This window comes from Xanthobacter wiegelii (genome assembly GCF_043193855.2).
GTDB lineage: Bacteria > Pseudomonadota > Alphaproteobacteria > Rhizobiales > Xanthobacteraceae > Xanthobacter > Xanthobacter flavus_A.
This window is the reverse complement of record NZ_CM195529.1, coordinates 1,382,489-1,406,363: the sequence shown is the minus strand read 5'-3', so window position 1 is coordinate 1,406,363 and position 23,875 is coordinate 1,382,489. Positions and strand designations below refer to the sequence as shown.

The following is a 23,875-nucleotide window of genomic DNA, read 5'->3' as shown; positions in this document are numbered from 1 at the left end:
TCCGCTCTGTTTTCGTTCCCGGTTTTACTTTTATTGTTTTGGTATCTTCGGGTTGGGTGGCGGGACCTGAGGCCCCGCCGACCAGCCTTGCAAGATGAGAGGCGCGTCAGGCGCCGCTCACTTCTTCTTCTTGACCACGCTCTGCGGGTTCAGCGAGCCGATGTTGCCGCTCTCGGAGCCGGCCGCCGGATCGATTTCCGCATTGATGAGGGTGGGCTTGCCACTGTCCATGGCGGCGCTGACCGCGCGATAGAGCTCGTCGGGGGACGTGACGTTCACGCCCACGCCGCCGAAGGCTTCCATCATCTTGTCGTAGCGCGAGCCGGGCACGAACACTGTGGTGCCGGGATCACGCCCGGTGGGGTCGGTGTCGGTGCCGCGATAGATGCCGTTGTTGTTGAAGATCACGATGGTGACCGGCAGGTTGTAGCGGCAGATGGTCTCCACCTCCATGCCGGAGAAGCCGAAGGCGCTGTCGCCTTCCACCGCGAGCACCTTCTTGCCGGTCTCCACCGCCGCCGCGATGGCGAAGCCCATGCCGATGCCCATCACGCCCCAGGTGCCGACATCGAGGCGCTTGCGCGGCTCGTACATGTCGATGATGCCGCGGGCGAGGTCGAGGGTGTTGGCGCCCTCATTCACCAGCATGGCGTCGGGGCGCTCCTTGATGACGTTCTTCAGAGCGCCGAGGGCCGAATGGAAGTCCATGGGCACCGAGTTCTTGAGAAGCTTCGGCGCCATCTTGGCGATGTTGGCGTCCTTCTTGGCGCGGATGGTCTCGGTCCACTGGGCCGGAGGAACCTTCCAAGAGCCGTCGAGGCGGGCATTGAGCGCCGCGATCACCGAGCCGATGTCGCCGACGAGGGGCGCGGCGATCTCGACATTGGAGTCCATCTCCTTGGGCTCGATGTCCACCTGGATGAACTTCTTCGGGGCATCGCCCCAGGTCTTGCCCTTGCCGTGGGAGAGCAGCCAGTTGAGGCGAGCGCCCACCAGCAGCACCACGTCCGCATCCTTCAGCGCGGTGGAGCGCGCCGCGCCCGCCGACTGGGGATGGGTGTCCGGCAGCAGGCCCTTGGCCATGGACATGGGCAGGAAGGGAATGCCGCTCTTCTCGACGAAGGTGCGGATCTCGTCGTCGGCCTGCGCGTAGGCGGCGCCTTTGCCGAGGATGATGAGGGGCCGCTCGGCGCCCTTCAGCAGCTCCATGGCGCGATCCACCGCGGCCGGGGCCGGGATCTGCGCCGGGGCGGGATCGATCACCTTGACGAGGGACTTGGCGCCGGCCTCGGCGTCCATCACCTGGCCGAAGAGCTTGGCCGGCAGGTCGAGATAGACGCCGCCCGGACGGCCCGACACCGCCGCGCGGATGGCGCGGGCGACGCCGATGCCGATGTCGGCGGCGTGCAGCACGCGGAAGGCCGCCTTGCACAGGGGCTTGGCGATGGCGAGCTGGTCCATCTCCTCATAGTCGCCCTGCTGCAGGTCGACGATCTCGCGCTCGGAGGAGCCCGAGATGAGGATCATCGGGAAGCAGTTGGTGGTGGCGTTCGCCAGCGCCGTCAGGCCGTTGAGGAAGCCTGGAGCCGACACGGTGAGGCAGATGCCGGGCTTCTTGGTGAGGAAGCCGGCGATCGCCGCCGCGTTGCCGGCATTCTGCTCGTGACGGAAGGAGATGACACGGATGCCCTCGGCCTGGCACATGCGGCCGAGGTCCGTGATCGGGATGCCGGGCACGCCGTAGATCGTCTCGATGCCGTTGAGCTTGAGGGCATCGATGACGAGGTGGAAGCCGTCGGTGAGATCACGCTCGGCCTCGGCGGCCGGGTCGATGTGCACCACGTTGTCTTCGTTTCTGGACTTTTCCGCCGTAGCCATGAGGATCTCCTAGGGCGCCGTTCCGTGGCCTGTCACCGGCCTATTCGGGGAAGACGCCGTGCCGTTCCACATGAGCCGCGAGGCCCATGGTGTGTTCCCGCACCAGGCGCTCGGCGAGATCTGGGTCCCGCTTCTCGAGCGCATCGATGATCGCCATGTGTTCCCGCATGGAGATTTCGTGCCGGTTCTCCTGCCGCACCGAGATCGCGCGGATGGCGCGCATGTGCAGGAACAGGTTCTCGGTCATGTCCACGATCAGCCGGCACCCGCCCATGCGGATCACCGCCTGATGGAAGGCGATGTTCGCCTCCGAATACTCGTTCATATGATTGGCGAGCGGCTGCGCCTCGAACTCGTGGAAGAGCCGGCGCAGGCTCGCGATCTCATGGTCCGAGGCATGGGTCGCGGCCAGCCGCGCCGCCATCGCCTCCAGCGCCGCCCAGACCACGATGAGGTCGAGGATCTCGCGCTTGGTCTTGCGCACCACGAAGATGCCGCGGCGCGGAACGGAGCGCACGAAGCCCTCCTGCTCCAGAACGGTCATGGCCTCGCGGATCGGGGTCCGCGACACGCCCAAGGTCTCGGAGAGCTGGCGCTCGTCGAGACGGAATTCAGTGGTGGCGCCGTAGATGTCCATCTGCGTGATGGCGCGCTTCAGGGCGTCGTAGGCCAGCATGCGCAGGCTGGACGCGGCCTCCAGAGGCTCGACCTTGAGCTTCGGAGGATCAACGACCTCATGCGCGGGCGTCTGATGCACGGGCGTCTGCACGACCTGGACTTCCTCTCCCGTGGACGCGGCCGCCTTCTGTCGAGGCGTTCCTCATCCGTGAAATACTGTATACGGTGTTCATTGCGCCATATCAATCCCGTCCGCCGGGAATTCGATTGCGCGCCGCAGCACGACCAGGCGTCATCCGCCTGGAAAAGCGGTGCGGGCGGAGGCCGTTACCCCCGCCCGCCGTTTGTCACTCGGCAGCCGCCGGCTCCTTGCGCCCGTTGAGGCGGGCCATGACCTTCGCCACCAGCGGCCACACCAGCATCACCAGCGCCAGCGTGACGATGGAGCCCACCAGCGGGTTGGACCAGAAGATGGAGAGGTGGCCCTGCGAGACCAGCATGGCCTGCCGGAAGGACGATTCGGCCATGTCACCCAGCACCAGGGCCAGCACCAGAGGCGCCAGCGGATACTGGAGCTTCTTGAACAGATAGCCGATGACGCCGAAGATCAGCATGACCGCGATGTCGAGGCCGGCATTGTGCACCGTGTAGGCACCCACCGCGCAGATCACCAGGATGATCGGGGCGATGACGCTGAACGGGATGCGCAGGATGGCCGCGAAGATCGGGACGGTGGTCAGCACCACGATCAGGCCGGCGATGTTGCCGAGGTAGATCGAGGCGATGAGGCCCCACACGAAGTCCTTCTGCTCCACGAAGAGCAGCGGGCCGGGCTGGAGGCCCCAGATGAGCAGGCCGCCCAGCAGCACCGCAGCGGTGGGCGAGCCGGGAATGCCCAGGGTGAGCATGGGCAGCAGCGCCGAGGTGCCGGCGGCGTGCGCCGCCACTTCCGGCATCACCACGCCCTCCAGCTCACCCTTGCCGAAGTTGTTTCCGTTCTTGGAGAACTTCTTGGCGAGGCCGTAGCTCATGAAGGAGGCGGGCGTGGCGCCGCCGGGGGTCACGCCCATCCAGCAGCCGACGATGGCCGAGCGCAGGCAGCCCACCCAGTAGCGCGGCAGCTTCTTCCAGGTCTCCCACACCACCTTGGCGTTGATGGCGGCGCTCTTGCCCTTGAAGGCGAGGCCTTCCTCCATGGTGAGCAGGATCTCGCCCACGCCGAACAGGCCGATGACCGCCACCAGGAAGTCGAAGCCGCGCAGCAGCTCCACCGAGCCGAAGGTCATGCGCAGTTGGCCGGTCACCGTGTCGATGCCCACCGCCGCGAGGGCGAAGCCGAGCATCATGGCCGAGATCACCTTGGCCGCCGGCTCACGCCCCATGCCGACGAAGGCGCAGAAGGTGAGGAGGTAGACCGCGAAGAACTCCGCCGGCCCGAACTGGAGGGCGAACTTCGCGATCACAGGCGCAAGGAAGGTGATGAGCAGCACGGCGAAGAAGGCGCCGATGAAGGAGCCGGTGAAGGCCCCCGTCAGCGCCTCGCCGGCCTTCCCCTTCTGGGCCATGGGATGCCCATCGAAGGTTGTCGCCACGCTCCAGGGTTCACCGGGAATGTTGAACAGGATCGAGGTGATGGCGCCGCCGAACAGCGCTCCCCAATAGATGGAGGAGAGCATGATGATCGCCGACACCGGCGTCATGGAGAAGGTGAGCGGCAGGAGGATCGCGACGCCGTTGGCGCCGCCGAGCCCCGGCAGCACGCCGATGAGGACGCCGAGCGCGATGCCGACGAACATGTAGACGATGTTCATGGGGTCGGCGAGGACGCCGAACCCTCCGATGAGTGACGTGAGCGCTTCCACGGGGTCCTCCGTTGCGCCCCCCGGGGCCGCTCTTGTGGCGGCTCGCGCGGGTCGGGCACGTTGTCTGTTGTGCGTCGATGTCTGGTCGATGGGGCTTGCCCGGGTCCGTGACGGCCGGCGGCCTTGCCCGCGTTTGCGGCTCCCGTGACGACGGGGGCGGCGATCATCCCGAAGGCCTGCGCAGGAGAGCGGACCTTCGGCTCAACCCGTGCGGTGCCGGCGAGGAACCGGCATCGCGTATGCTCAGTAGCCGAGCGCGGTCTCGAGCGGGCCCTTGGGCAGCGGCACGAGGAACCAGATCTCGAACATGACGAAGAGGGCGAGCGGCACGCCCACGGCGACGGGAATGATCTTCGCCACCGGGTATTTGCCGAGCCACCACATGAAGAAGGCGATGAACACCGCCGAGGCGAGATAGATTCCGACGAGGAAGATCAACCCCACATAGACCGTCGTCGGGATCAACACCTGCATCACCGAGACGAGCTGTGAGCGATCGACGAAGTTTCCAAGGTCCGGATGGCGGCTCACCAGCGCCTGCACCAGCGTGGTGGTGGCGGCGATGAACATGATGAGGCCGACATAGAAGGGGAAGTAGCCGGCCTGCGGGCCGTCCGACGCCCAGCTCGCGCCCACGCGCCAGCTGTCCGACATGACGACGGCCGAAAGGGCCATGAACAGCACCGCCACAACCGCGTCCATGGTGCGGTTGGTGACGGTCTTCTCATTGTGGGCGGTGGGGACGTGGTGTCCGCTGTCGATGCTCATGGGTCAGATCCTTGAAGCGCCCCCTTGTCAGGCAACCGTGTCGAGGGTCCTGCGGGGCTTCAAACGGGGCCGTTCACGGCCGGGGCGCACGGCGGGCATGTGCCGCGCGGCGTCCCGGATAGGCTTCCCAGAGCGGCGCGAAGGGTCGTCGGCCGGTTCGGCTGCGCCTGCGGCGCAGCCTCTGCCGTCCCCTGCCCTTCCCGGTGCCGGCGGCCCTCAAGCCGCTACGGTCCGGGCGCCGCGAACCTTACGCGCGGGTTTCGCCGACTACTTGGCGACGAAGCCCGCCTTCTCCATGAGGTCCTTGTGAGTGGCCTCGGCCTTGGTGAGCCAGGCCGCGTATTCCGGTCCGCTCAGGGCCGTCGTGTTGAAGGCACCCTTCTGCATGAATTCCTGCCACTCGGGCGTGGCGCGGACCTTCTTGAACAGCTCGACGAAGTAATCGACCTGATCCTTGGTGGCATTCGGCGGCATGAGGATGCCGCGCAGCATCAGATATTCGATGTCGAGACCGGATTCCTTGCAGGTCGGGATATCGGCCCAGGACTTGCCGTTTGCGATGGGCTCCTTGTAGGGCAGCCGCTGGTAGTCGAACACGCAGAGCGGCTTCAGCTCGCCCGCGCGCCACTGGGACACCGCCTCGATGGGGTTGTTGACCGAGGCGGTCACATGACCGCCCACCAGCTGGGCCGCGACATCGCCGCCGCCCTTGTAGGGCACGTAGATGAACTTGGCGCCGGTCTTCTGCTCGATCGCGGCAGTGATGATCTGGTCTTCCTGCTTGGAGCCGGTGCCGCCCATCTTGAAAATCTGGTCGCCGGAGGCCGCCTTGAGCGCGTCCAGGAAGCCCTTCACATCATTGTAGGGGGCCTTGGCGTTCACCCACAGGACGAATTCATCGAGCGCCAGCATGGAAACCGGGGTCATGTCCTTCCAGGAGAAGGGCACGCCGGTGGCGAGCGGGGTGGTAAAGAGATTCGAGAGCGAGATGATGATCTTGTGGGGGTTCCGTGTGGAGCCCTTCACATCGAGGAAGCCCTCGGCGCCGGCACCGCCGGACTTGTTGATGACGACGAGCGGCTGGCTCATCAGGTTGTTCTTCTGGACGATGCCCTGAATCATCCGGGCCATCTGGTCGGCGCCACCGCCGGTACCGGCTGGCACGATGAATTCCACTGTCTTGGTGGGCTCCCAGGCCGCATAGGCCCAAGACGGCACAATGGCCGGCGCGAGCGCCGCCGTGACCGCGAGCGCAGCCACACCTCTCCTGACGATCGTGGCGATTGCCGAATGCATCTGATTTTCCTCCCCGCGTCCGCGTTGTTTTGTGTGCGGATCGCAATTCCAGAGCTTATATCAACCGGCGACCAAGCGCCGGCGAGGTTCCCGAAAGCATTTCTCATCGTCCACATCCTGGGCTTAGCCTCTATGGAGCGGACGAAAACGGGACTTCAGCCTGTTTAAACTTCGCGGACCTTCACCGGCCCGCGATTTTTTCCGGCATAATCGTTGGCGTTCCCACCGTTGCCGTTACGGCGGCTAGGCAAGAGTATAGACCAAGGGAGGGGTGTCAATTGGAATTTTCAATTCGGAATTAGGTACGTTGTATGCCAGATCTTTGGAATACTGTATTTCAGTTAGGTAAGGAGCCCTCACCTGAAGGCGGCATAGTCCTGCGGGAGGGTTTCATCGGCACCCGAGTACAGGCGAGTCATCTGCTCCGCCGCCGCCACCACCCGTCGGCCCAGACGCTGGATGCGATCCTCGCTCATCCGCACGGCCGGACCGGACACGGACACGGCACCGATGGGATCGCGCCACTCGTTTAGGATGGCCGCGGCCACCGCGCGCATGCCGGGGGCGTGCTCCTCCCGGTCCACGGCGAACCCGCGCTCCAGGATTTCGGAGACGTCGTCCATCAGCGCCCGCTCCTCGCGGCGGGTGGCCGTGGTGAAGGGCTCGTACCGTACTTGCGCCAGACAGGCGCCGCGGAACGAGGGGCTCGCCGCTGCCAGCACGGCCTTGCCGGCGGCGGTCGCATGCAGCGGCAGCCGCGCCCCGAGGCGGAAGAAGGCACGCACCGGCGCATGGGCCTCCGCCTGCGCAACGACCACCAGCTCCATGGCATCGAACATGGCGAGGTTCACGGTCTCGTCCGTCTCGTGCAGAAGACGGCGAATCACCGGGCGGCCGATGTCCGGCAACTTGCGGATGCGCAGGTAGGCCGAGCCGATGCGGAACAGGCCGAGACCCACCGTCCAGAGCCCGGTGGACAGGTCATGATTGACCAGCTGGCGCTTCTCCAGCGTGGTCAGAAGGCGATGCACGGTGGACACGGGCAGCTCGGCGCGCCGCGCGATCTCCGCCAGCGCCATGCCGTCCTGATCCGCCACCACACGCAACAGGGCGATGGCGCGATCCAGCGACTGGACCTCCGCTCCGCCCTCCGACGACGTGCCGGATGCCGGCCGTCCCCTGCGCCGTGGTGCGACCTCGGTGTCGGGCATGCCGCTTGTTCCTCCCGCTTCGTTGCCGCCAGCCTATCCTTCCCCTTGCCCGCGTCCAACCCGCGCGCTGCCCCTGCGTCAAATTTTCCACGTTGCGGAATTAATTTCCATTAGTATGGTGGCATGCACTTGCCGGACGCCGGGCTCGCCCTTTATTCTGGCATACATAATACGCAATAGAGCGCGGTCAGCAGGGAGGATCTGCCATGAAGGTATGCATTTACGGCGCCGGGGCCATCGGCGGCTATCTTGGCGTGCAGCTCGCCCACGCCGGCGCCGAAGTCAGCCTGGTGGCCCGCGGCGGCCATCTGGAGGCCATGCAGACCAATGGCGTGAAACTGCTGATCAACGGCGAGGAGCGTGTCGCCAAGGTGCGCGCCACCGACGACCCCCGCGAACTCGGCCCGCAGGACTACGTCATCATCGCCCTCAAGGGCCATTCGGTGCCCGGCGTGGTGGAGCAGATGCGCCCGCTGCTCGGCAACGACACCTCCGTCGTCACCGCCGTGAACGGCGTGCCCTACTGGTATTTCTACAAGAATGGCGGCCCGCTAGAGAACCGCACCCTCGCCACCATCGATCCCAATGGAAAGCAGTGGGACGTGCTGCGTCCCGAGCGCGCCATCGGCTGCATCGTCTATCCCGCGACCGAGGTGGTGGCGCCGGGCGTCATCCAGCACATCTACGGTGACAAATTCCCCCTCGGCGAACCCTCGGGCGAGATCACGCCCCGCGTCACCGCGCTGAGCCAGATGATGGAGAAGGGTGGCCTGCGCGCGCCGGTGATGACCAACATCCGCGACGAGCTGTGGCTGAAGCTGTGGGGCAACCTCTGCTTCAACCCCATCAGCGCCCTCACCCACGCCACCCTCGACCTCATCGCCGCCGATCCCGGCACCCGCGCCGTGGCCAAGGCCATGATGCTGGAGGCGAAGGCCATCGCCGAGCGCATCGGCGTGAACTTCCGCGTGGACGTGGAACGCCGCATCAACGGCGCCGGCGCGGTCGGCGCGCACAAGACCTCCATGCTCCAGGACCTGGAGCGCGACCGCCCCATGGAGATCGACCCGCTGGTCAGCGTCGTGCAGGAAATGGGGCAGATGCTGGAGATGCCGACCCCCACCCTGGACGTGGTGCTGGCCCTCGTGCGCCAGCGCGCCGCCATGGCCGGCCTCGGCGGCATCCTCGCCAACCCGCCTCTGACGGCCGCCGATCTCGAGCCGTCGAAGAAGGCGGCGGTGCACTGAGCGCCTCGGGTGATGATCGGGCCGAGCCCGGTCATCCCTCGTGCTGAAAATGAAAAGGCCGGGCGAACGCCCGGCCTTTTTCACGTCTGGATTGCTTCGGAAACTGCGCTGCCGTCGATCCGCGCCCCGCCTTCAGGCAGGGAGGCGCCCTCATGGGCGCCTTGATCGGGATGCGTTCAGTTGCTCTCGGTCTGCGCGACGGCAGGCGAGGCGGGGGAAGCGGCGTCGGCCGGCTGGCTGGCATTCAGCGCCATGCCCGTCAGCACATAGCCCAGCACAAGAGCGGCAAACACGGCGATTCGCTTGGTCATCCTCGATCCTCGGAACTTGTGCGTCGTAACTTGCGTCGCGGCTTCCGTTGCCGACGACACCCCTTGCGGCGGTGCAGCACGAATACGCTTCCCGTGCGGCACCGGAGCTGAATGAGTGCGTCAGCACCGGTTCATAAAGACTGAACACCCCTTGGGCGTTCCCTGGAAAAACGACCGGGTGGCGGCCCGCCCCTCGGCGCTTTGGCCGGGGTATCGCCCCCGCGACTCGACCGCAGCGAAGCCGGGTTTACACCGCGCCGCCCCATGTGTCTGTGTCCTGCCGGTCACAGCGTCCCTGCGTGAACCACGGTGGTAAAGCATCCGTTTACGTGTGCCGGAGCCCGATACATCCCAGCCCCTGCGTGTGGCGGGGAGGCTTCCTCCGTGAGCGCCCCGGCGGCGCTTTACTCGGCTTCTGCGAGGCTCTAAGCGAAGGCACCTTTTCGCAACGCAGCAAGGCCGCCATGCTCCGCAAGCTCTACGACTGGATCATCGCGTATTCGTCGAAGCCGTCGGCGCCCTGGGCTCTCGCCATCGTGGCGTTCGCGGAAAGCTCGGTGTTTCCGGTGCCGCCGGACGTGCTGCAGGTGCCCATGACGCTGGCGCGGCCGGACAAGGCCTGGCGCTACGCCCTCATCGCCACCATCGCCTCGGTGCTGGGCGGCCTCGTCGGCTACGCCATCGGCGCGCTGCTTTATGACAGCGTGGGCAAATTCCTCATCGAGCTTTACGGCTATGGCCAGAAGGTCGACCAGTTCCGCGCCGCCTATGCCCATTACGGGCACTGGGTGATTCTCTTGAAGGGGCTCACGCCGATCCCGTTCAAGCTCGTCACCATCACCTCTGGCTTCGCGGACTACAGCCTGTTCTGGTTCATCGTGCTGTCGGTCATCACGCGGGGCGCGCGTTTTTTCCTCCTGGCGGCGCTGCTGCACTATTTCGGCCCGTCCGCCCGCGAGTTCATCGAGAAGCGCCTCGGGCTCGTCACGCTGGGGTTTCTGGCCATCCTCGTGATCGGACTGGCGGCGGCGGCCTATCTGGCGTGAGGCCCGCCGGCCTCTCGCCAACCTTCTCTCACTGACCCTTCGGCCGCGACAGGACCGAGGCGGTGCCTGCCGCCGCGCTGTCGGTGGTCGCTGTCCCCGCGCCGGCCTTGCGCTTCTGCGGCTGGGCCGGATTGGCAGGAGCCACGGGCGTCGCCGACGGCGCGGCATTGGACGACTGCTGAGCCGCCGTCTGTCCCGCCGGGGCACTGGCGCTCGCGCCCGGCGCAGGCTGAGCCGGAGGTGTCGTGGCGGCGGGAGGGGCTGCAGGTGCCGGAGCAGGTGCCGCAGCGGGCCCCGGCGCCGGTGCCACCGAGGGTGCGGGCGTCACGGCGGCCATGGTCGCCTCCGGCGGGCGCTGGGGCGGCAGCGGCGCCGGTGTTCCCGCGATCGACGAGGACGGCGGGGAATAGGACGGCGCGGGCGCGGGCGGAACGGCGCGCGCCGATTGAGGAGGCGCCTGCCGCTGCGGCGCAGGGGCCGGCCCGGGCGCCGCCATGGCCGGACCGCCTGGAATATCGCGAGCGCTGACAACCCGCCCGGTGAAGGCGTTCACCCGCAAAAGGGCCCGCCCTTGCTGATCGGACGCGGCCACGAGATAGAAGCGGCCCGAAAGCTTCGGCGCGCCGATGCTCCAGTAGCCGAGGCTCTGCACGATGGCGCGGATCTCCTGGGGCGGCAGGACGGGATAGCGCGCCTGCGGCACCGGGTAGGCCCCGCCCGGATACCCCCCGCCTTGATAAGCACCCGGCGGATACGCCCCGGGCGGCACCGGATAGCCGCGCGGCGCGAGGCCGGGCTGGCCCTCATAGATGAGCACCTGCGCGGCAACGGGAAGCGCGCTGCCAATGAGAAGGGCAGAGACGGCCGCCACGCGCAGCACCGGGCGGGAGCCGAGGGGACGGGAGAGGGTGTGGGGCACGGCGCTGCTCCGGTCGGTTGAAACCTGCGTCGAAGGGCCAACCTCCGCTCGTCAACTCCCCGTGCGCGTCTGTACACGGGGACTATGGTCCGGCGGAGCGGCCCGACTCCCGATCACATAAGCCTTCCAATGCGGCAGAGGTGGGACGGAGGCTGCGAGGACTTCAGCGGCACAGGCTTCGCTGCCGCGTCTGCTGAAAAGGTGGCCCGAAATCCCGTTGCGTGGGGGCCAACCGCCCCGTACCGTTCTTGCGCGGAATGTCGGCCTCGCGCAATTTTTCGCCAGATTGACTGCTTCTGCGCCATCGTGGCGCTTGTGAGGCTGCTGCTTTTCTGTCATCTTCGCCGAGATAGGGCAGTCGTACTTCCCTATCTCCCGTGCGCGCCGAATTGCCAAGCTCGCGTTCCGCAGGGTCGGCCAGTTGCCGGCCGCAGTCGGACGGAGGCGCAGTTCCGCGCCGCGCGGCTGTGGTGCAAAAGTTGCAAAGCAGGTATCGGATATCGCCGGGACGTCCCGTCCGGGCGAAGGGGGTCCGGCGCCCGGCGCGATGCGCGGGGCACCGGCGATCTGGGGAAGGCCGGCGGCACGGCCGGCGAATGCGGGCGGCGTGCCGCCCTATGGAAAAGGAATGGTCAGATGGCACCGATGGATCGCAAGGATGGCTTGATCGGAAGCGTGGCTCACACTGCCGCCGCCGTGAAAGACCCGGCGATCGTCGGCCGTCCGGACGCCTTTGGCCTGTTCGACCCGGCGCATGAGCGGGACGCCTGCGGCGTTGGCTTCATCGCCGACATCAAGGGGCGCAAGAGCCACCGGATCGTCCAGGACGGCATCAACATCCTGCTCAATCTGGAACACCGCGGCGCGGTCGGCGCCGACCCGCGCGCCGGCGACGGCGCGGGCATGCTGGTGCAGATCCCGCACAAGTTCTTCGCCAAGGAGGCGGCGCGCCTCGGCTTCGCCCTGCCGGAGCCCGGCCAGTATGCCGTTGGCCACATCTTCATGCCGCGCGATCCCGAGGGCGAGGCCATCGTGCGTGCCGCCTATGAGCGGGTGGTCGCCGAAGAGGGCTTCGCGCTCATCGGCTGGCGCGACGTGCCAACCGACAATTCCTCCCTCGGCGTGAGCGTGCTGCCGACCGAGCCCAAGCATGTGCAGATCTTCATCGGCCGCGGCGAGTTCGCGGGCGACGAGGACGGCTTCGAGCGCCGCCTGTTCGTGCTGCGCAAGGTCATCTCCAACACCGTCTACGGCGAGAAGGACCCGCGCACCGCCGGCTATTATCCGGTCTCGCTGTCCTGCCGCACGCTGGTCTACAAGGGCATGTTCCTGGCCGACCAGCTCGGCGCCTATTATCCGGACCTGCACGATCCGGACTTCGAGAGCGCGCTCGCCCTCGTGCACCAGCGCTTCTCCACCAATACCTTCCCGGCCTGGCCGCTGGCCCACCCCTATCGCATGGTGGCGCACAACGGCGAGATCAACACCCTGCGTGGCAACGTCAACTGGATGGCGGCACGGCAGGCGAGCGTGGATTCCGAGCTGTTCGGCTCCGACATCTCCAAGCTCTGGCCCATCAGCTATGAGGGCCAGTCCGACACCGCCTGCTTCGACAATGCGCTCGAATTCCTGGTTCAGGGCGGCTACGCGCTGCCCCACGCGGCCATGATGCTGGTGCCCGAGGCGTGGGCCGGCAACCCGCTCATGGACGAGGAGCGGCGCGCCTTCTACGAGTACCACGCCGCCCTCATGGAGCCGTGGGACGGCCCCGCCGCCATCGTCGCCACCGACGGCCGCCAGATCGTCGCGACGCTGGACCGCAACGGCCTGCGCCCCGCCCGCTACATGGTGACGAGCGACGACACCATCGTCCTCGCCTCGGAAATGGGCGTGCTCACCCTGCCCGAGGAGAAGATCGTCACCAAGTGGCGCCTCCAGCCCGGCAAGATGCTGCTGGTCGACCTTGAGGAAGGCCGCCTCGTCCCCGACGAGGAGATCAAGACCGAGCTGGCCCGCGCCAATCCCTACAAGGAGTGGCTGAAGCACACCCAGCTCGTGCTGGAAGACCTGCGCCCCGTGGAGGCGCGCGAGGTGCGCACCGACGTGTCGCTGCTCGATCGCCAGCAGGCGTTCGGCTACACGCAGGAAGACCTCAAGCTGCTCATGGCGCCCATGGCCATCACCGGCCAGGAAGCGGTCGGCTCCATGGGCACCGACACGCCCATCAGCGTGCTGTCCAACAAGTCCAAGTCGCTGTTCAGCTACTTCCAGCAGAATTTCGCGCAGGTGACGAACCCGCCCATCGACCCGATCCGCGAGGAGCTGGTGATGAGCCTTGTCTCCTTCATCGGGCCGCGGCCGAACATCTTCGACCTCGAGGGCAACGCCCGCCGCAAGCGGCTTGAGGTGCGTCAGCCCATCCTCACCAACGAAGACCTGGAGAAGATCCGCTCCATCGGCTTCATGGAGGAGCGGTTCGACACCCGCACGCTGGACATCACCTACCCGTCCGACAAGGGCGCGGCGGGCATGGAGGATGCCGTCGAGCGGCTGTGCGAGCGCGCCGAGGCGGCGGTCCATGGCGGCTACAACATCATCATCCTGTCCGACCGCATGATCGGCCCGGACCGCATCCCGATCCCGGCGCTGCTCGCCACGGCGGCGGTGCACCACCACCTCATCCGGAAGGGCCTGCGCACCTCTGTCGGTCTCGTGATCGAGACCGGCGAGGCGCGGGAAGTGCATCACTTCGCCTGTCTCGCCGGCTACGGCGCCGAGGCCATCAACCCCTATCTCGCCTTCGAGACCCTGCTCTCCATGAAGGACGAGATTCCGGAGGAGGTGGACGACAAGGAGATCGTGAAGCGCTTCATCAAGTCCATCGACAAGGGCCTCTTGAAGGTGATGTCCAAGATGGGCATTTCCACCTACCAGTCCTATTGCGGCGCGCAGATTTTCGACGCGGTGGGCCTCTCCTCCGAGCTGGTTCACAAGTATTTCTTCGGCACCGCCACCACCATCGAGGGCGTCGGCCTGCCGGAGATCGCGGAGGAGACCGTGCGGCGGCACACCCTCGCCTTCTCCGACGCGCCCATCTTCCGCACCTCGCTCGATGTGGGCGGCGAATATGCCTACCGCATCCGCGGCGAGGACCATGCGTGGTCGCCGGACTCGGTCGCGGCCCTCCAGCACGCCGTGCGCGGCAACGCGCAGGACCAGTACAAGGCGTTCGCCTCCATGATCAACGAGGAGGACAAGCGCCTCCTCACCGTGCGCTCGCTGTTCCGCATCAAGTCGGCGGAGGAGATCGGGCAGGCGGGCGTCGACATCTCCGAGGTCGAGCCGGCCTCCGAGATCGTGAAGCGCTTCGTCACCGGCGCCATGTCGTTCGGCTCCATCTCGCGCGAGGCGCACACCACGCTTGCCATCGCCATGAACCGGATCGGCGGCAAGTCGAACACGGGCGAGGGCGGCGAGGAGCCCGAGCGCTTCAAGCCCCTGCCCAACGGCGACTCGATGCGCTCCGCCATCAAGCAGGTGGCCTCCGGCCGCTTCGGCGTGACGGCGGAATATCTCGTCAATTCCGACGTGATGCAGATCAAGGTCGCGCAGGGCGCCAAGCCGGGCGAGGGCGGCCAGTTGCCCGGCCACAAGGTGGACGCGGTGATCGCCAAGGTGCGCCACTCCACCCCGGGCGTGGGCCTCATCTCCCCGCCCCCGCACCATGACATCTATTCCATCGAGGACCTCGCCCAGCTCATCTACGACCTCAAGAACGTGAACCCCGACGCGGACGTGTCGGTGAAGCTCGTCTCCGAGGTCGGCGTGGGCACGGTGGCGGCCGGCGTCGCCAAGGCGCGCGCCGACCACATCACCATCTCCGGTTTCGAGGGCGGCACGGGCGCAAGCCCCCTCACCTCCATCAAGCACGCCGGCTCGCCGTGGGAGATGGGCCTCGCCGAGACCCAGCAGACGCTGGTCGCCAACCGCCTGCGCTCGCGCGTCGCGCTGCAGGTGGACGGCGGCCTGCGCACCGGCCGGGACGTGGTGATCGGCGCCCTGCTCGGTGCCGACGAGTTCGCCTTCTCCACCGCCCCGCTCATCGCGGCGGGCTGCATCATGATGCGCAAGTGCCACCTGAACACCTGCCCGGTGGGCGTGGCGACGCAGGACCCCGTGCTGCGCAAGCGCTTCAAGGGCACGCCCGAGCACGTCATCAACTACTTCTTCTTCATCGCGGAAGAGGTGCGCGAGCTGATGGCCTCCCTCGGCTTCCGTAAGGTGGAGGAGATGGTGGGCCGCGCCGACGTGCTGGACCAGAAGGCCGCCATCGACCACTGGAAGGCCAAGGGCCTCGACTTCTCGCGCATCTTCGCGGTGCCGCAGATGCCCGCCGACGTCGGCATCCGCCACACCGAGCGCCAGCACCACCCCATCGAGAAGGTGCTTGACCGCACCCTGATCGCGAAGGCGGCTCCGGCGCTGGAGCGCGGTGAGCGCGTGGAGATCGAGACGCCCATCCGCTCGGTGGACCGCTCCGCCGGCGCCATGCTCTCGGGCGCGGTGGCCAAGGCCTATGGCGGCGCCGGCCTGCCCGACGACACCATCCACGTCACCCTCTCGGGCACGGCGGGCCAGGCGTTCGGCGCCTTCCTTGCGGCGGGCGTCACCTTCGATCTCGTGGGTGAGGCCAACGACTATGTGGGCAAGGGCCTCTCGGGCGGGCGCATCATCGTGCGGCCGCCGGCCAACTCGGCCATCGTGGCGGAGAACTCCATCATCGTCGGCAACACGGTGATGTATGGCGCCACCGAGGGCGAGTGCTACTTCCGCGGCGTCGCCGGCGAACGCTTCGCCGTGCGCAATTCGGGGGCAATCGCCGTCGTCGAAGGCACCGGCGACCACGGCTGCGAATACATGACCGGCGGCATCGTGGTGGTCATCGGCCCCACGGGACGCAACTTCGCGGCCGGCATGTCCGGCGGCGTCGCCTACGTGCTCGACGAGGACAAGAGCTTCGCCAAGCGCTGCAACCTCTCCATGGTGGACCTGGAGCCGGTGGAGGAGGAGGAGGATCTCCTGGAGCGCCTCCACCACCACGGCGGCGACCTGGAGTTCAAGGGCCGCATCGACGTGCAGGGCGACATGTCCCGCCATGACGAGGAGCGCCTCCACCAGCTCATCGCCAAGCATCTGCACCACACCGGCTCGGCGCGGGCGCAGATGATCCTCGACAATTGGGCGGACTACCGCTCCAAGTTCGTCAAGGTGATGCCGGTGGAATACCGCCGCGCCCTCCGCGAAATGGAGAAGCGCCGCGGCCTCGCGGCAGCCGAATGAGCCATGAGCGTCCCCTCTCCGGAGGGGACGCCGGCCGGCCCGAGCGGCCGGCGAGCGGGCTCGGGAGGCCCGTGCGGTAACGCGCGCGAAAACCGAGTCCTCAAGCTGGAACAATTCTTGTAATGGAACTCGTGGTGCGGCACGCGGAGACATCCGGCGCGCGCGGCGGTTCCCTCAAGGTTCGCCAACGAGGTTTTTATGGGCAAGGTCACGGGGTTCCTGGAGATTGATCGGCGCGAGCAGAAGTATCAGCCCGCATCCGACCGCATCCGCCATTTCCGCGAGTTCACGCTGCCGCTGCCGGACGCCGAGGTCGAGAACCAGGCGTCGCGCTGCATGGATTGCGGCATCCCCTTCTGCCACGGCCCCACCGGCTGCCCGGTGCACAACCAGATCCCGGACTGGAACGACCTCGTCTATCGCAACGAGTGGGAAGAGGCCGCGCGCAATCTCCACTCCACCAACAATTTCCCCGAGTTCACCGGCCGCATCTGCCCCGCCCCGTGCGAGGAAGCCTGCACGCTGAACCTCGAAGACGTGCCCGTCACCATCAAGACGGTGGAGCAGGCCATCGCCGACAAGGCGTGGAAGAAGGGCTGGATCAAGCCCGAGCCCGCCGAGGTGAAGACCGGCAAGAAGGTGGCCATCATCGGCTCCGGCCCGGCCGGCCTCGCCGCCGCCCAGCAGCTCGCCCGCGCCGGCCACGACGTGCATGTCTACGAGCGCGAGCCCAAGGCCGGCGGCCTGCTGCGCTACGGCATCCCCGATTTCAAGATGGAGAAGCACCACATCGACCGCCGGGTGAAGCAGATGGAGGGGGAGGGCGTCACCTTCCACTACAACGAGAACATCGGCGTGGTGCGTCCCCTCCAGGAGCTTCTCGACGGCCATGACGCGGTGCTGCTCGCGGGCGGCTCCGAGGCCCCGCGCGATCCCCAGCTGCCGGGCCAGGAGATGGAGGGCGTGCATTACGCCATGCCCTATCTCGTGCAGTCGAACCGCCGCGAGAGCGACGAGCCGGTGAACGAGATTCCGATCCTCGCCGCCGGCAAGCATGTGGTGGTGGTGGGCGGCGGCGACACCGCCTCCGACTGCGTCGGCACCGCATTCCGCCAGGGTGCGCTCTCGGTCACCCAGCTCGACATCCGCGCAGTGCCTCCCATGAAGGAGGACAAGCTGGCGGTGTGGCCCTTCTGGCCCACCAAGTTCCGCACCTCCTCCTCCCAGGCCGAAGGCGCCGAGCGCGAGTTCGCCTGCGCCACGCTGGGCATCGAGGGCCGCAACGGCCGCGTCACCGGCGTCAAGTGCGCCCGCGTGGATGCCAAGCGCCAGCCCATCCCCGGCACCGAGTTCGTGCTGCGCGCCGATCTCGTCTTCCTCGCCATCGGCTTTGCCCACCCCCTGTTCTCCGGGCTCATCGAGCAGTCCGGCGCGGCGCTGGACAAGCGCGGCAACGTGAAGGCGGACGAGGAGGCCTACCTCACCTCCGTGCCGAAGCTCTATGCCGCCGGCGACATGCGCCGTGGCCAGTCGCTGGTGGTCTGGGCCATCCGCGAGGGCCGTCAGGCCGCCCACGCCATCGACAAGGACCTGATGGGCGCGACGACCCTCCCCCGCTGAGGGAGACAGATCCGCGAGGGGGCCGGAACTCTTCCGGCCCTTCGCCTCAGTACAGAATGTCCCGATAGCGCGCGACCATGGACGCCTGCGTCTCCGGCGTCTCGGTAGCGAAGGACGATGCGGCGCCAGCCGCGTCCTTTTCCGCGATCTGGTCGCGGAGCATTTCTCCCATGGTGGGCAGCACGGTGCGCTCCACCTGCGCCTCCGGCTCCCACAGGCGCGACCGCATGAAGGCCTTCGCGCAATGCAGATAGGCCTCCGTCACCTCCACCCGCAGCACCGTGCGCGGCGCCTTGCCACCGACGGTGAAGAGGCGCGTCAGCTCCGCGTCGTCATGGATGAAGGCCCGCCCGTTCACCCGCAGGGTTTCGTCGACGCCGGGAATGAGGAAGAGCAGCCCCACCTGTCCGGTGGCGAGGATGTTGGTGAGGGAATCCAGCCGGTTGTTGCCCGGCCGGTCGGGAATGAGGAGTTCGCGCTCACGCGCGGCGACGAAGCCCGGTACATCCCCGCGGGGCGAGACATCGGCGGCGCCGGAGGCGTCCGCGGTGGCGATAAGCACGAACGGGCTCAGCGAGATGAAGTGCCGGCAATGCCGGTCCAGCCGGTCCAACTGCTTGGCGACGCTGCGCCCGGCCGCGGCACCATAGAGCTGGCGCAGGGTGGCTTCATCGGCAACGACCGCCATAGAACGCTCCTCCTTCGGGTTACCTCTTTCTCGCGCAACACCTTCCCCTGACGCAAGCAATCAGGGCTTGAATACCAGCTGCACCCGGTCCGCCGCGAAGGAGGAGCGCCCCCATTGCAGGGGCGTGCCGTTGGCCTCCACGTCGAGGCGCTCCAGCACCATCACCGCGCGGCCGGCGGCGAGGGAGAGAATCTCCATCTCGCGCGGATTGGCGGGGCGGGCGGTGATGCGCGTCTCGCGGCGGCGGAAATCCTCGATGCCGAGCGTCGCCAGCGCCCGCGTGAGGGAGCCGGTCGCCGCATAGACGAGATCGAGGTCGCGGCAGCGGGCGTGGGGAAACCATGCGGAGCCGCAGGAGATCGGCACGCCGTCCGCCTCGTGGGTGGTCTCGATGCGGAGCACCGGCGTTCCCACGGCCAATTGCAGCTCGCGCGCCACGTCCGCATCCGCCGGCTCCACCGATGAGCCGAGGAAGCGGCCGAACGGCTCGCGCCCGCCCGCCGCCACGATCTCGGAGAAGCGGGTGCGCGGGCCGATGGGATAGCGCAGCGGCGGCTCCTTCACGAAGGTGCCCCGGCCCGCCGTCGCCTCGATCAGCCCGGCCTCGGAGAGATGGGAGAGCGCGCGGCGCAGGGTGTGGCGATTGACGCCGAAGCGTTCGGCAAGCTCCGCCTCCACCGGCAGGCGCACGCCCGGCGCGAGGGCGCCGGCGAGAATCTCCGCCTCCAGCTTCTCGGCGATCTGCCGCCAGAGCGTGACACCGCTGCCGCGCGCGACGGAACCGGCCGGGGCTGTGCCCACCTCGTCCTCCGTCATCGGGCTGTGACCATCGGCGGCGAGACTGCGCGGCGCACCAGACATTCCTGCCTCCCCCTTCCGCCCAGGGAAATCGCCGAGGGCTCCCATACCTTCTTGCGCATTTGTATAGATTATTATACAAATCATGTCCAGCAGGGCCCCGCAGCAGCGCTCACCCGTATGCGCGAGGGGTGCAAGGACATCTGGAGGCCGCCCGTGAGGTCCGATCCGCCGCTTACTGACCCGCAGATCGCCGCCGTGTCCGAGGCCGGCGCAGAGCAGGCCGCGCGGCAGACCATGATGGGGCTTTATGCCCGCGCCACCCGCGCCGAGCTTCAGGCCGCCGTGGAGCGCTTCCAGCCCCTGCCCCAGCTCAAAAGGCTGCGCCCGGCGGAAGCCGGCCTCATCATGGTGCAGGGCCGCACCGGCGGCGACGGCGCGCCGTTCAATCTTGGCGAGGCCACCGTCACACGCGCCGCCGTGCAGCTTGCGGGCGGCGCCACCGGTGTTGCCTATCTCCTCGGGCGCGATCCGGCGAAGGCCGAGGCGGCCGCCATCCTCGACGCGCTGTGGCAGGACGCGGCGCTGCGCCTCGCCGTCACCGACGCCCTGACCCCCGTGCGCCGGCGTCTCGCGGTGGAAGCGGCCGTGGCGGCGGCGGAAACCGAGGCGACCAAGGTCAACTTCTTCACCATGACGCGGGGAGAAGACTGATGGCCGCACCCGCCCTCGCAGCACCCCTCTCCGCCGGCTTCGCCGATCCGGTTCATGATGCCCAGCGCAGCTTTGCCGCGGTGATGCGCGCCATGGCCGAGCCGGGGCAGCCCGTGCCTCTGGCGAGCGACCTCGACCCGCCCGCGCCGCTCTCCCGCGAGGCTGCCGCCTGCGCCCTCGCGTTGCTCGACTACGAGACGCCGGTCTTCCTCGACGCGGCGCTCTCGGCCGTGCCGGCGGTCGCCGCCTTCCTGCGCTTCCACACCGGCGCGCCGGTTGTGGACGATCCCGCCGCCGCCCGCTTCGCGCTCATCGCCGATGGCGCGGCGCTGCCCGACTTCGGCCTCTTCGCGCAGGGCGAGCCGGACTATCCGGACCGCTCGGCGACGCTGATCGTGCAGGTCGAGTCCTTCGGCGCCGGCGCGATCGCCATCGAAGGTCCCGGCATCAGGGGCCGGCGCAGCTTCGCCGCCGCGCCGCTGCCCGCCGACCTGCCCGCGCGGCTCACCGCAAACCGGGCGCTTTACCCGCTCGGTATCGACCTCATCCTCACCGGGCCGGGAACCGTAATGGGCCTGCCGCGCACGGTGACGCCCGTGATGGAGGACTGATCCATGTACGTGGCCGTGAAGGGCGGCGAGGCCGCCATCCGCAATGCCCACGCGCTGCTCGCGAAGCGCCGCCGGGGCGAGGAGAGCGTGCCGGAGATCGGGCTCGACCAGATCGCCGGACAGCTTTCCCTCGCCGTCGACCGCGTGATGGCCGAGGGTTCGCTCTATGATCGGGAATTGGCGGCCCTCGCCATCAAGCAGGCGCGGGGCGACCTGATCGAGGCCATCTTCCTCGCCCGCGCCTTCCGCACCACCTTGCCCCGCTTCGGCGCCTCGGTGCCGGTGGATACGGGCGCCATGCGCATCGAGCGGCGCATCTCCGCCACTTTCAAGGACCTGCCCGGTGGCCAGGTGCTCGGCCCCACCTTCGACTACACCCACCGGCTGATGGACGAGCGGCTGGCGACCAATGCCGCAGACGCTCCCTCTCCCCTCGAAGTCGGCTTTTGCCGACTTCGACCTCCACGAACCGAACTCGGCAGCAGCCGAGTTCGGGCGGGAGAGGATTGGGGTGAGGGGGAGGAGCTTCGCGAAGCGGAGGCAGCTCTCGCCCAGGGATCACCCCCCTCACCCCCGGCCCCTCTCCCGCAAGGGGAGAGGGGAGATACCCGGATGCCCCGCGTCACCGACCTCCTCGGGGACGAAGGGCTCATCGAGGCGTCCCCGGCCGATGACGGCACCCCGCCGCGCGATCTCACCCGCGAGCCGCTCTCCTTCCCCGCCGACCGGCCGCTGCGGCTCCAGGCGCTGGCGCGGGGGGACGAGGGCTTCCTGCTGGCGCTCGGCTATTCCACCCAGCGCGGCTATGCCCGCACCCATCCCTTCGTGGGCGAGATCCGCTTCGGAACGGTGGAGGTGAGCCTTCCTGTGGAAGAACTGGGCTTTGCCGTGCCCCTCGGCGACATCGCCGTCACCGAGTGCCAGAGCGTGAACCAGTTCAAGGGCTCGGCCACCGAGCCGCCCCAGTTCACCCGCGGCTACGGCCTCGTCTTCGGACAGTCCGAACGCAAGGCCATGTCCATGGCGCTGGTGGACCGCGCGCTGCGCTTCCAGGAGCTGGGCGAGGAGAAGAGCGCCCCGGCGCAGGACCAGGAATTCGTGCTCTCCCATTGCGACAACGTCCAGGCCACCGGCTTCGTGGAGCACCTGAAGCTGCCCCACTACGTGGACTTCCAGGCCGAACTCGACCTCATCCGCCGCATGCGCGCGGAGGCTGAGATCGCTGATGAAATGAAGGAGGCCGCCGAATGACTGCCGTCGCGACGTCGCACGCCAATCGCGCCTCTTCCATGCCGGCCATCACCTACAATTTCGCCTATCTCGACGAGCAGACGAAACGGATGATCCGCCGGGCCATCCTGAAGGCCATCGCCATTCCCGGCTATCAGGTCCCCTTCGCCTCACGCGAGATGCCCATGCCCTACGGCTGGGGCACCGGCGGGGTGCAGGTGACGGCGGCCATCCTCGGCGCCGACGACGTGCTGAAGGTGATCGACCAGGGCTCGGACGACACCACCAATGCGGTCGCCATCCGCTCCTTCTTCGAGACCACGGCCGGCGTCGCCACCACCACGCGCACGGCTGACGCCAGCATCATCCAGACCCGCCACCGCATCCCGGAGGCGGAGCTGAAGGCGGGGCAGACCATCGTCTTCCAGGTGCCCATCCCCGAGCCACTGCGCTTCCTCGAACCGCGCGAGACCGAGACGCGCCGCCTGCACGGCCTCGCCGATTACGGCCTGATGCAGGTGAAGCTCTACGAGGACATCGCCCGCCACGGCCACATCGCCACCACCTACGCCTATCCGGTGAAGGTGGAGGGCCGCTACGTGATGGACCCCTCCCCCATCCCGAAGTTCGACAATCCCAAGATGAACGACAGCCCGGCGCTCCAGCTGTTCGGCGCCGGACGCGAGAAGCGCATCTATGCCATCCCGCCCTACACGCAGGTGGTGTCGCTGGATTTCGAGGACCATCCCTTCAAGGTGCAGGCCTTCAAGGAGCCCTGCGCCCTGTGCGGGGCAACCGGCGTCTATCTCGACGAGGTGATCCTCGACGACAAGGGCGGGCGCATGTTCGTCTGCTCCGATACCGACCATTGCGCGACGCGGCAGGCGGAGGGGCATACGGGGACCATGAGCGCGCCCTACGGGGAGGCGGCCCATGACTGACACCCCTCTCCTCACCGCCCAGGGCCTCGCCAAATATTACGGCCACCGCCTCGGCTGCCGCGACGTGGACCTGACCCTGCACGAGGGCGAGGTGTTGGCCATCGTGGGTGAATCGGGCTCCGGCAAGTCCACTTTGCTCGGGCTCCTCTCCACGGAGCTTGGCCCCACCGCCGGCACCGTCTCCTATCGCATGCGGGACGGCGAAACGCGGGATCTTGCGACCCTCACCGAAGCCGAGCGCCGGCTGCTGCTGCGCACCGATTGGGGCTTCGTGCGCCAGCATGCGGAGCAGGGCCTGCGCATGGCGGTCTCGGCCGGCGGAAACGTGGGCGAGCGGCTGATGGCGGTGGGCTGGCGCCACTACGCGAACATCCGCAGCGAGGCTACCGACTGGCTTTCCCGCGTGGAGATCGCCGCCGAGCGCATCGACGACGACCCGCGCACCTTCTCCGGCGGCATGCGCCAGCGCCTGCAGATCGCCCGCAACCTCGTCACCCGCCCCCGCCTCGTGTTCATGGACGAACCGACCTCGGGCCTCGACGTCTCGGTGCAGGCGCGCCTGCTCGATCTCATCCGCCAGCTGGTGGAGGAATTCGGCCTCGCGGTGGTCATCGTCACCCATGATCTGGCGGTGGCGCGGCTGCTCTCCCACCGCATCATGGTGATGAAGTCCGGCCGCGTGATCGAACAGGGCCTCACCGACCAGGTGCTCGACGACCCGCGCGAGCCCTACACCCAGCTCCTCGTCTCCTCGGTGCTTGCGGCATGACGATCTCT

The 23,875-nt window shown here is 67.8% G+C and carries 19 protein-coding genes; 9 read left to right on the top strand and 10 right to left on the bottom strand.

The window, feature by feature from the left end; genetic code table 11:
* Window positions 1-117: 117 nt before the first annotated feature.
* The 6 genes from oxc to V5F63_RS06415 all read right to left on the bottom strand — a co-directional run bounded on the left by oxc (window position 118) and on the right by V5F63_RS06415 (window position 7,633).
* Entirely contained in the window at window positions 118-1,878 is a 1,761-nt protein-coding gene (oxc, locus tag V5F63_RS06440) for an oxalyl-CoA decarboxylase (protein WP_209488159.1), read from the bottom strand.
* A gap of 40 nt (window positions 1,879-1,918) precedes the next feature.
* A complete protein-coding gene (locus V5F63_RS06435; protein WP_209490279.1) occupies window positions 1,919-2,554 on the bottom strand; it encodes a GntR family transcriptional regulator in 636 nt (211 codons plus the stop codon).
* A gap of 289 nt (window positions 2,555-2,843) precedes the next feature.
* The gene (locus V5F63_RS06430; protein ID WP_394029000.1) at window positions 2,844-4,358 is read right to left on the bottom strand and encodes a tripartite tricarboxylate transporter permease; all 1,515 of its coding nucleotides are present in this window, start codon (window positions 4,356-4,358) and stop codon (window positions 2,844-2,846) included.
* Window positions 4,359-4,601: 243 nt separating this feature from the next.
* The gene (locus tag V5F63_RS06425; protein WP_209488157.1) at window positions 4,602-5,126 is read right to left on the bottom strand and encodes a tripartite tricarboxylate transporter TctB family protein; all 525 of its coding nucleotides are present in this window, start codon (window positions 5,124-5,126) and stop codon (window positions 4,602-4,604) included.
* A gap of 267 nt (window positions 5,127-5,393) precedes the next feature.
* The gene (locus V5F63_RS06420; protein WP_209488156.1) at window positions 5,394-6,422 is read right to left on the bottom strand and encodes a Bug family tripartite tricarboxylate transporter substrate binding protein; all 1,029 of its coding nucleotides are present in this window, start codon (window positions 6,420-6,422) and stop codon (window positions 5,394-5,396) included.
* A 356-nt stretch (window positions 6,423-6,778) separates the two neighbouring features.
* Window positions 6,779-7,633 carry an IclR family transcriptional regulator gene (locus V5F63_RS06415; protein WP_394102576.1) on the bottom strand — a complete coding sequence of 285 codons (855 nt, stop codon included), beginning with the start codon at window positions 7,631-7,633 and terminating at the stop codon, window positions 6,779-6,781.
* A 206-nt stretch (window positions 7,634-7,839) separates the two neighbouring features.
* Between V5F63_RS06415 and V5F63_RS06410 the strand changes: the two genes are divergently transcribed.
* On the top strand, window positions 7,840-8,880 hold the full coding sequence (locus V5F63_RS06410) for a 2-dehydropantoate 2-reductase (RefSeq protein WP_394102575.1): 1,041 nt from the start codon (window positions 7,840-7,842) through the stop codon (window positions 8,878-8,880).
* Window positions 8,881-9,056: 176 nt separating this feature from the next.
* On the opposite strand, the gene V5F63_RS06405 is transcribed toward V5F63_RS06410, so the two are convergent.
* Window positions 9,057-9,191 carry a hypothetical protein gene (locus V5F63_RS06405; RefSeq protein WP_281066345.1) on the bottom strand — a complete coding sequence of 45 codons (135 nt, stop codon included), beginning with the start codon at window positions 9,189-9,191 and terminating at the stop codon, window positions 9,057-9,059.
* Between the two features lie 464 nt (window positions 9,192-9,655).
* Between V5F63_RS06405 and V5F63_RS06400 the strand changes: the two genes are divergently transcribed.
* Window positions 9,656-10,237: a YqaA family protein gene (locus tag V5F63_RS06400; protein WP_209488153.1), complete on the top strand. Its 582-nt coding sequence runs from the start codon at window positions 9,656-9,658 to the stop codon at window positions 10,235-10,237.
* Window positions 10,238-10,265: 28 nt separating this feature from the next.
* Here the strand turns inward: V5F63_RS06400 and V5F63_RS06395 are convergent, their stop codons facing one another.
* A complete protein-coding gene (locus tag V5F63_RS06395; protein WP_394102574.1) occupies window positions 10,266-11,156 on the bottom strand; it encodes a hypothetical protein in 891 nt (296 codons plus the stop codon).
* 636 nt (window positions 11,157-11,792) lie between these two features.
* Between V5F63_RS06395 and gltB the strand changes: the two genes are divergently transcribed.
* The gene (gene gltB / locus V5F63_RS06390; RefSeq protein WP_394102573.1) at window positions 11,793-16,496 is read left to right on the top strand and encodes a glutamate synthase large subunit; all 4,704 of its coding nucleotides are present in this window, start codon (window positions 11,793-11,795) and stop codon (window positions 16,494-16,496) included.
* 198 nt (window positions 16,497-16,694) lie between these two features.
* Window positions 16,695-18,116 carry a glutamate synthase subunit beta gene (locus V5F63_RS06385; RefSeq protein WP_209488150.1) on the top strand — a complete coding sequence of 474 codons (1,422 nt, stop codon included), beginning with the start codon at window positions 16,695-16,697 and terminating at the stop codon, window positions 18,114-18,116.
* A gap of 46 nt (window positions 18,117-18,162) precedes the next feature.
* Here the strand turns inward: V5F63_RS06385 and V5F63_RS06380 are convergent, their stop codons facing one another.
* Both V5F63_RS06380 and phnF read right to left on the bottom strand, forming a co-directional pair.
* On the bottom strand, window positions 18,163-18,804 hold the full coding sequence (locus tag V5F63_RS06380; protein ID WP_209488149.1) for a pyridoxamine 5'-phosphate oxidase family protein: 642 nt from the start codon (window positions 18,802-18,804) through the stop codon (window positions 18,163-18,165).
* 60 nt (window positions 18,805-18,864) lie between these two features.
* Window positions 18,865-19,665, bottom strand: coding sequence for a phosphonate metabolism transcriptional regulator PhnF (phnF, locus tag V5F63_RS06375; protein ID WP_394102572.1), 801 nt, complete (start codon window positions 19,663-19,665; stop codon window positions 18,865-18,867).
* Between the two features lie 153 nt (window positions 19,666-19,818).
* Here phnF and phnG point away from each other — a divergent pair, with 153 nt between their 5' ends.
* Genes phnG through phnK form a run of 5 tightly spaced genes read left to right on the top strand, consistent with a single transcriptional unit; the run spans window position 19,819 to window position 23,867 of the window.
* A complete protein-coding gene (gene phnG, locus V5F63_RS06370; RefSeq protein WP_348634329.1) occupies window positions 19,819-20,316 on the top strand; it encodes a phosphonate C-P lyase system protein PhnG in 498 nt (165 codons plus the stop codon).
* On the top strand, window positions 20,316-20,927 hold the full coding sequence (gene phnH, locus V5F63_RS06365) for a phosphonate C-P lyase system protein PhnH (protein ID WP_394102571.1): 612 nt from the start codon (window positions 20,316-20,318) through the stop codon (window positions 20,925-20,927). The genes phnG and phnH overlap by 1 nt, the downstream gene beginning before the upstream one ends.
* A gap of 3 nt (window positions 20,928-20,930) precedes the next feature.
* Window positions 20,931-22,178: a carbon-phosphorus lyase complex subunit gene (locus V5F63_RS06360; RefSeq protein ID WP_394102570.1), complete on the top strand. Its 1,248-nt coding sequence runs from the start codon at window positions 20,931-20,933 to the stop codon at window positions 22,176-22,178.
* Between the two features lie 38 nt (window positions 22,179-22,216).
* The gene (locus V5F63_RS06355; RefSeq protein WP_394102582.1) at window positions 22,217-23,098 is read left to right on the top strand and encodes an alpha-D-ribose 1-methylphosphonate 5-phosphate C-P-lyase PhnJ; all 882 of its coding nucleotides are present in this window, start codon (window positions 22,217-22,219) and stop codon (window positions 23,096-23,098) included.
* Entirely contained in the window at window positions 23,091-23,867 is a 777-nt protein-coding gene (gene phnK / locus V5F63_RS06350; protein ID WP_394102569.1) for a phosphonate C-P lyase system protein PhnK, read from the top strand. The genes V5F63_RS06355 and phnK overlap by 8 nt, the downstream gene beginning before the upstream one ends.
* The last annotated feature ends 8 nt before the right edge of the window (window positions 23,868-23,875 follow it).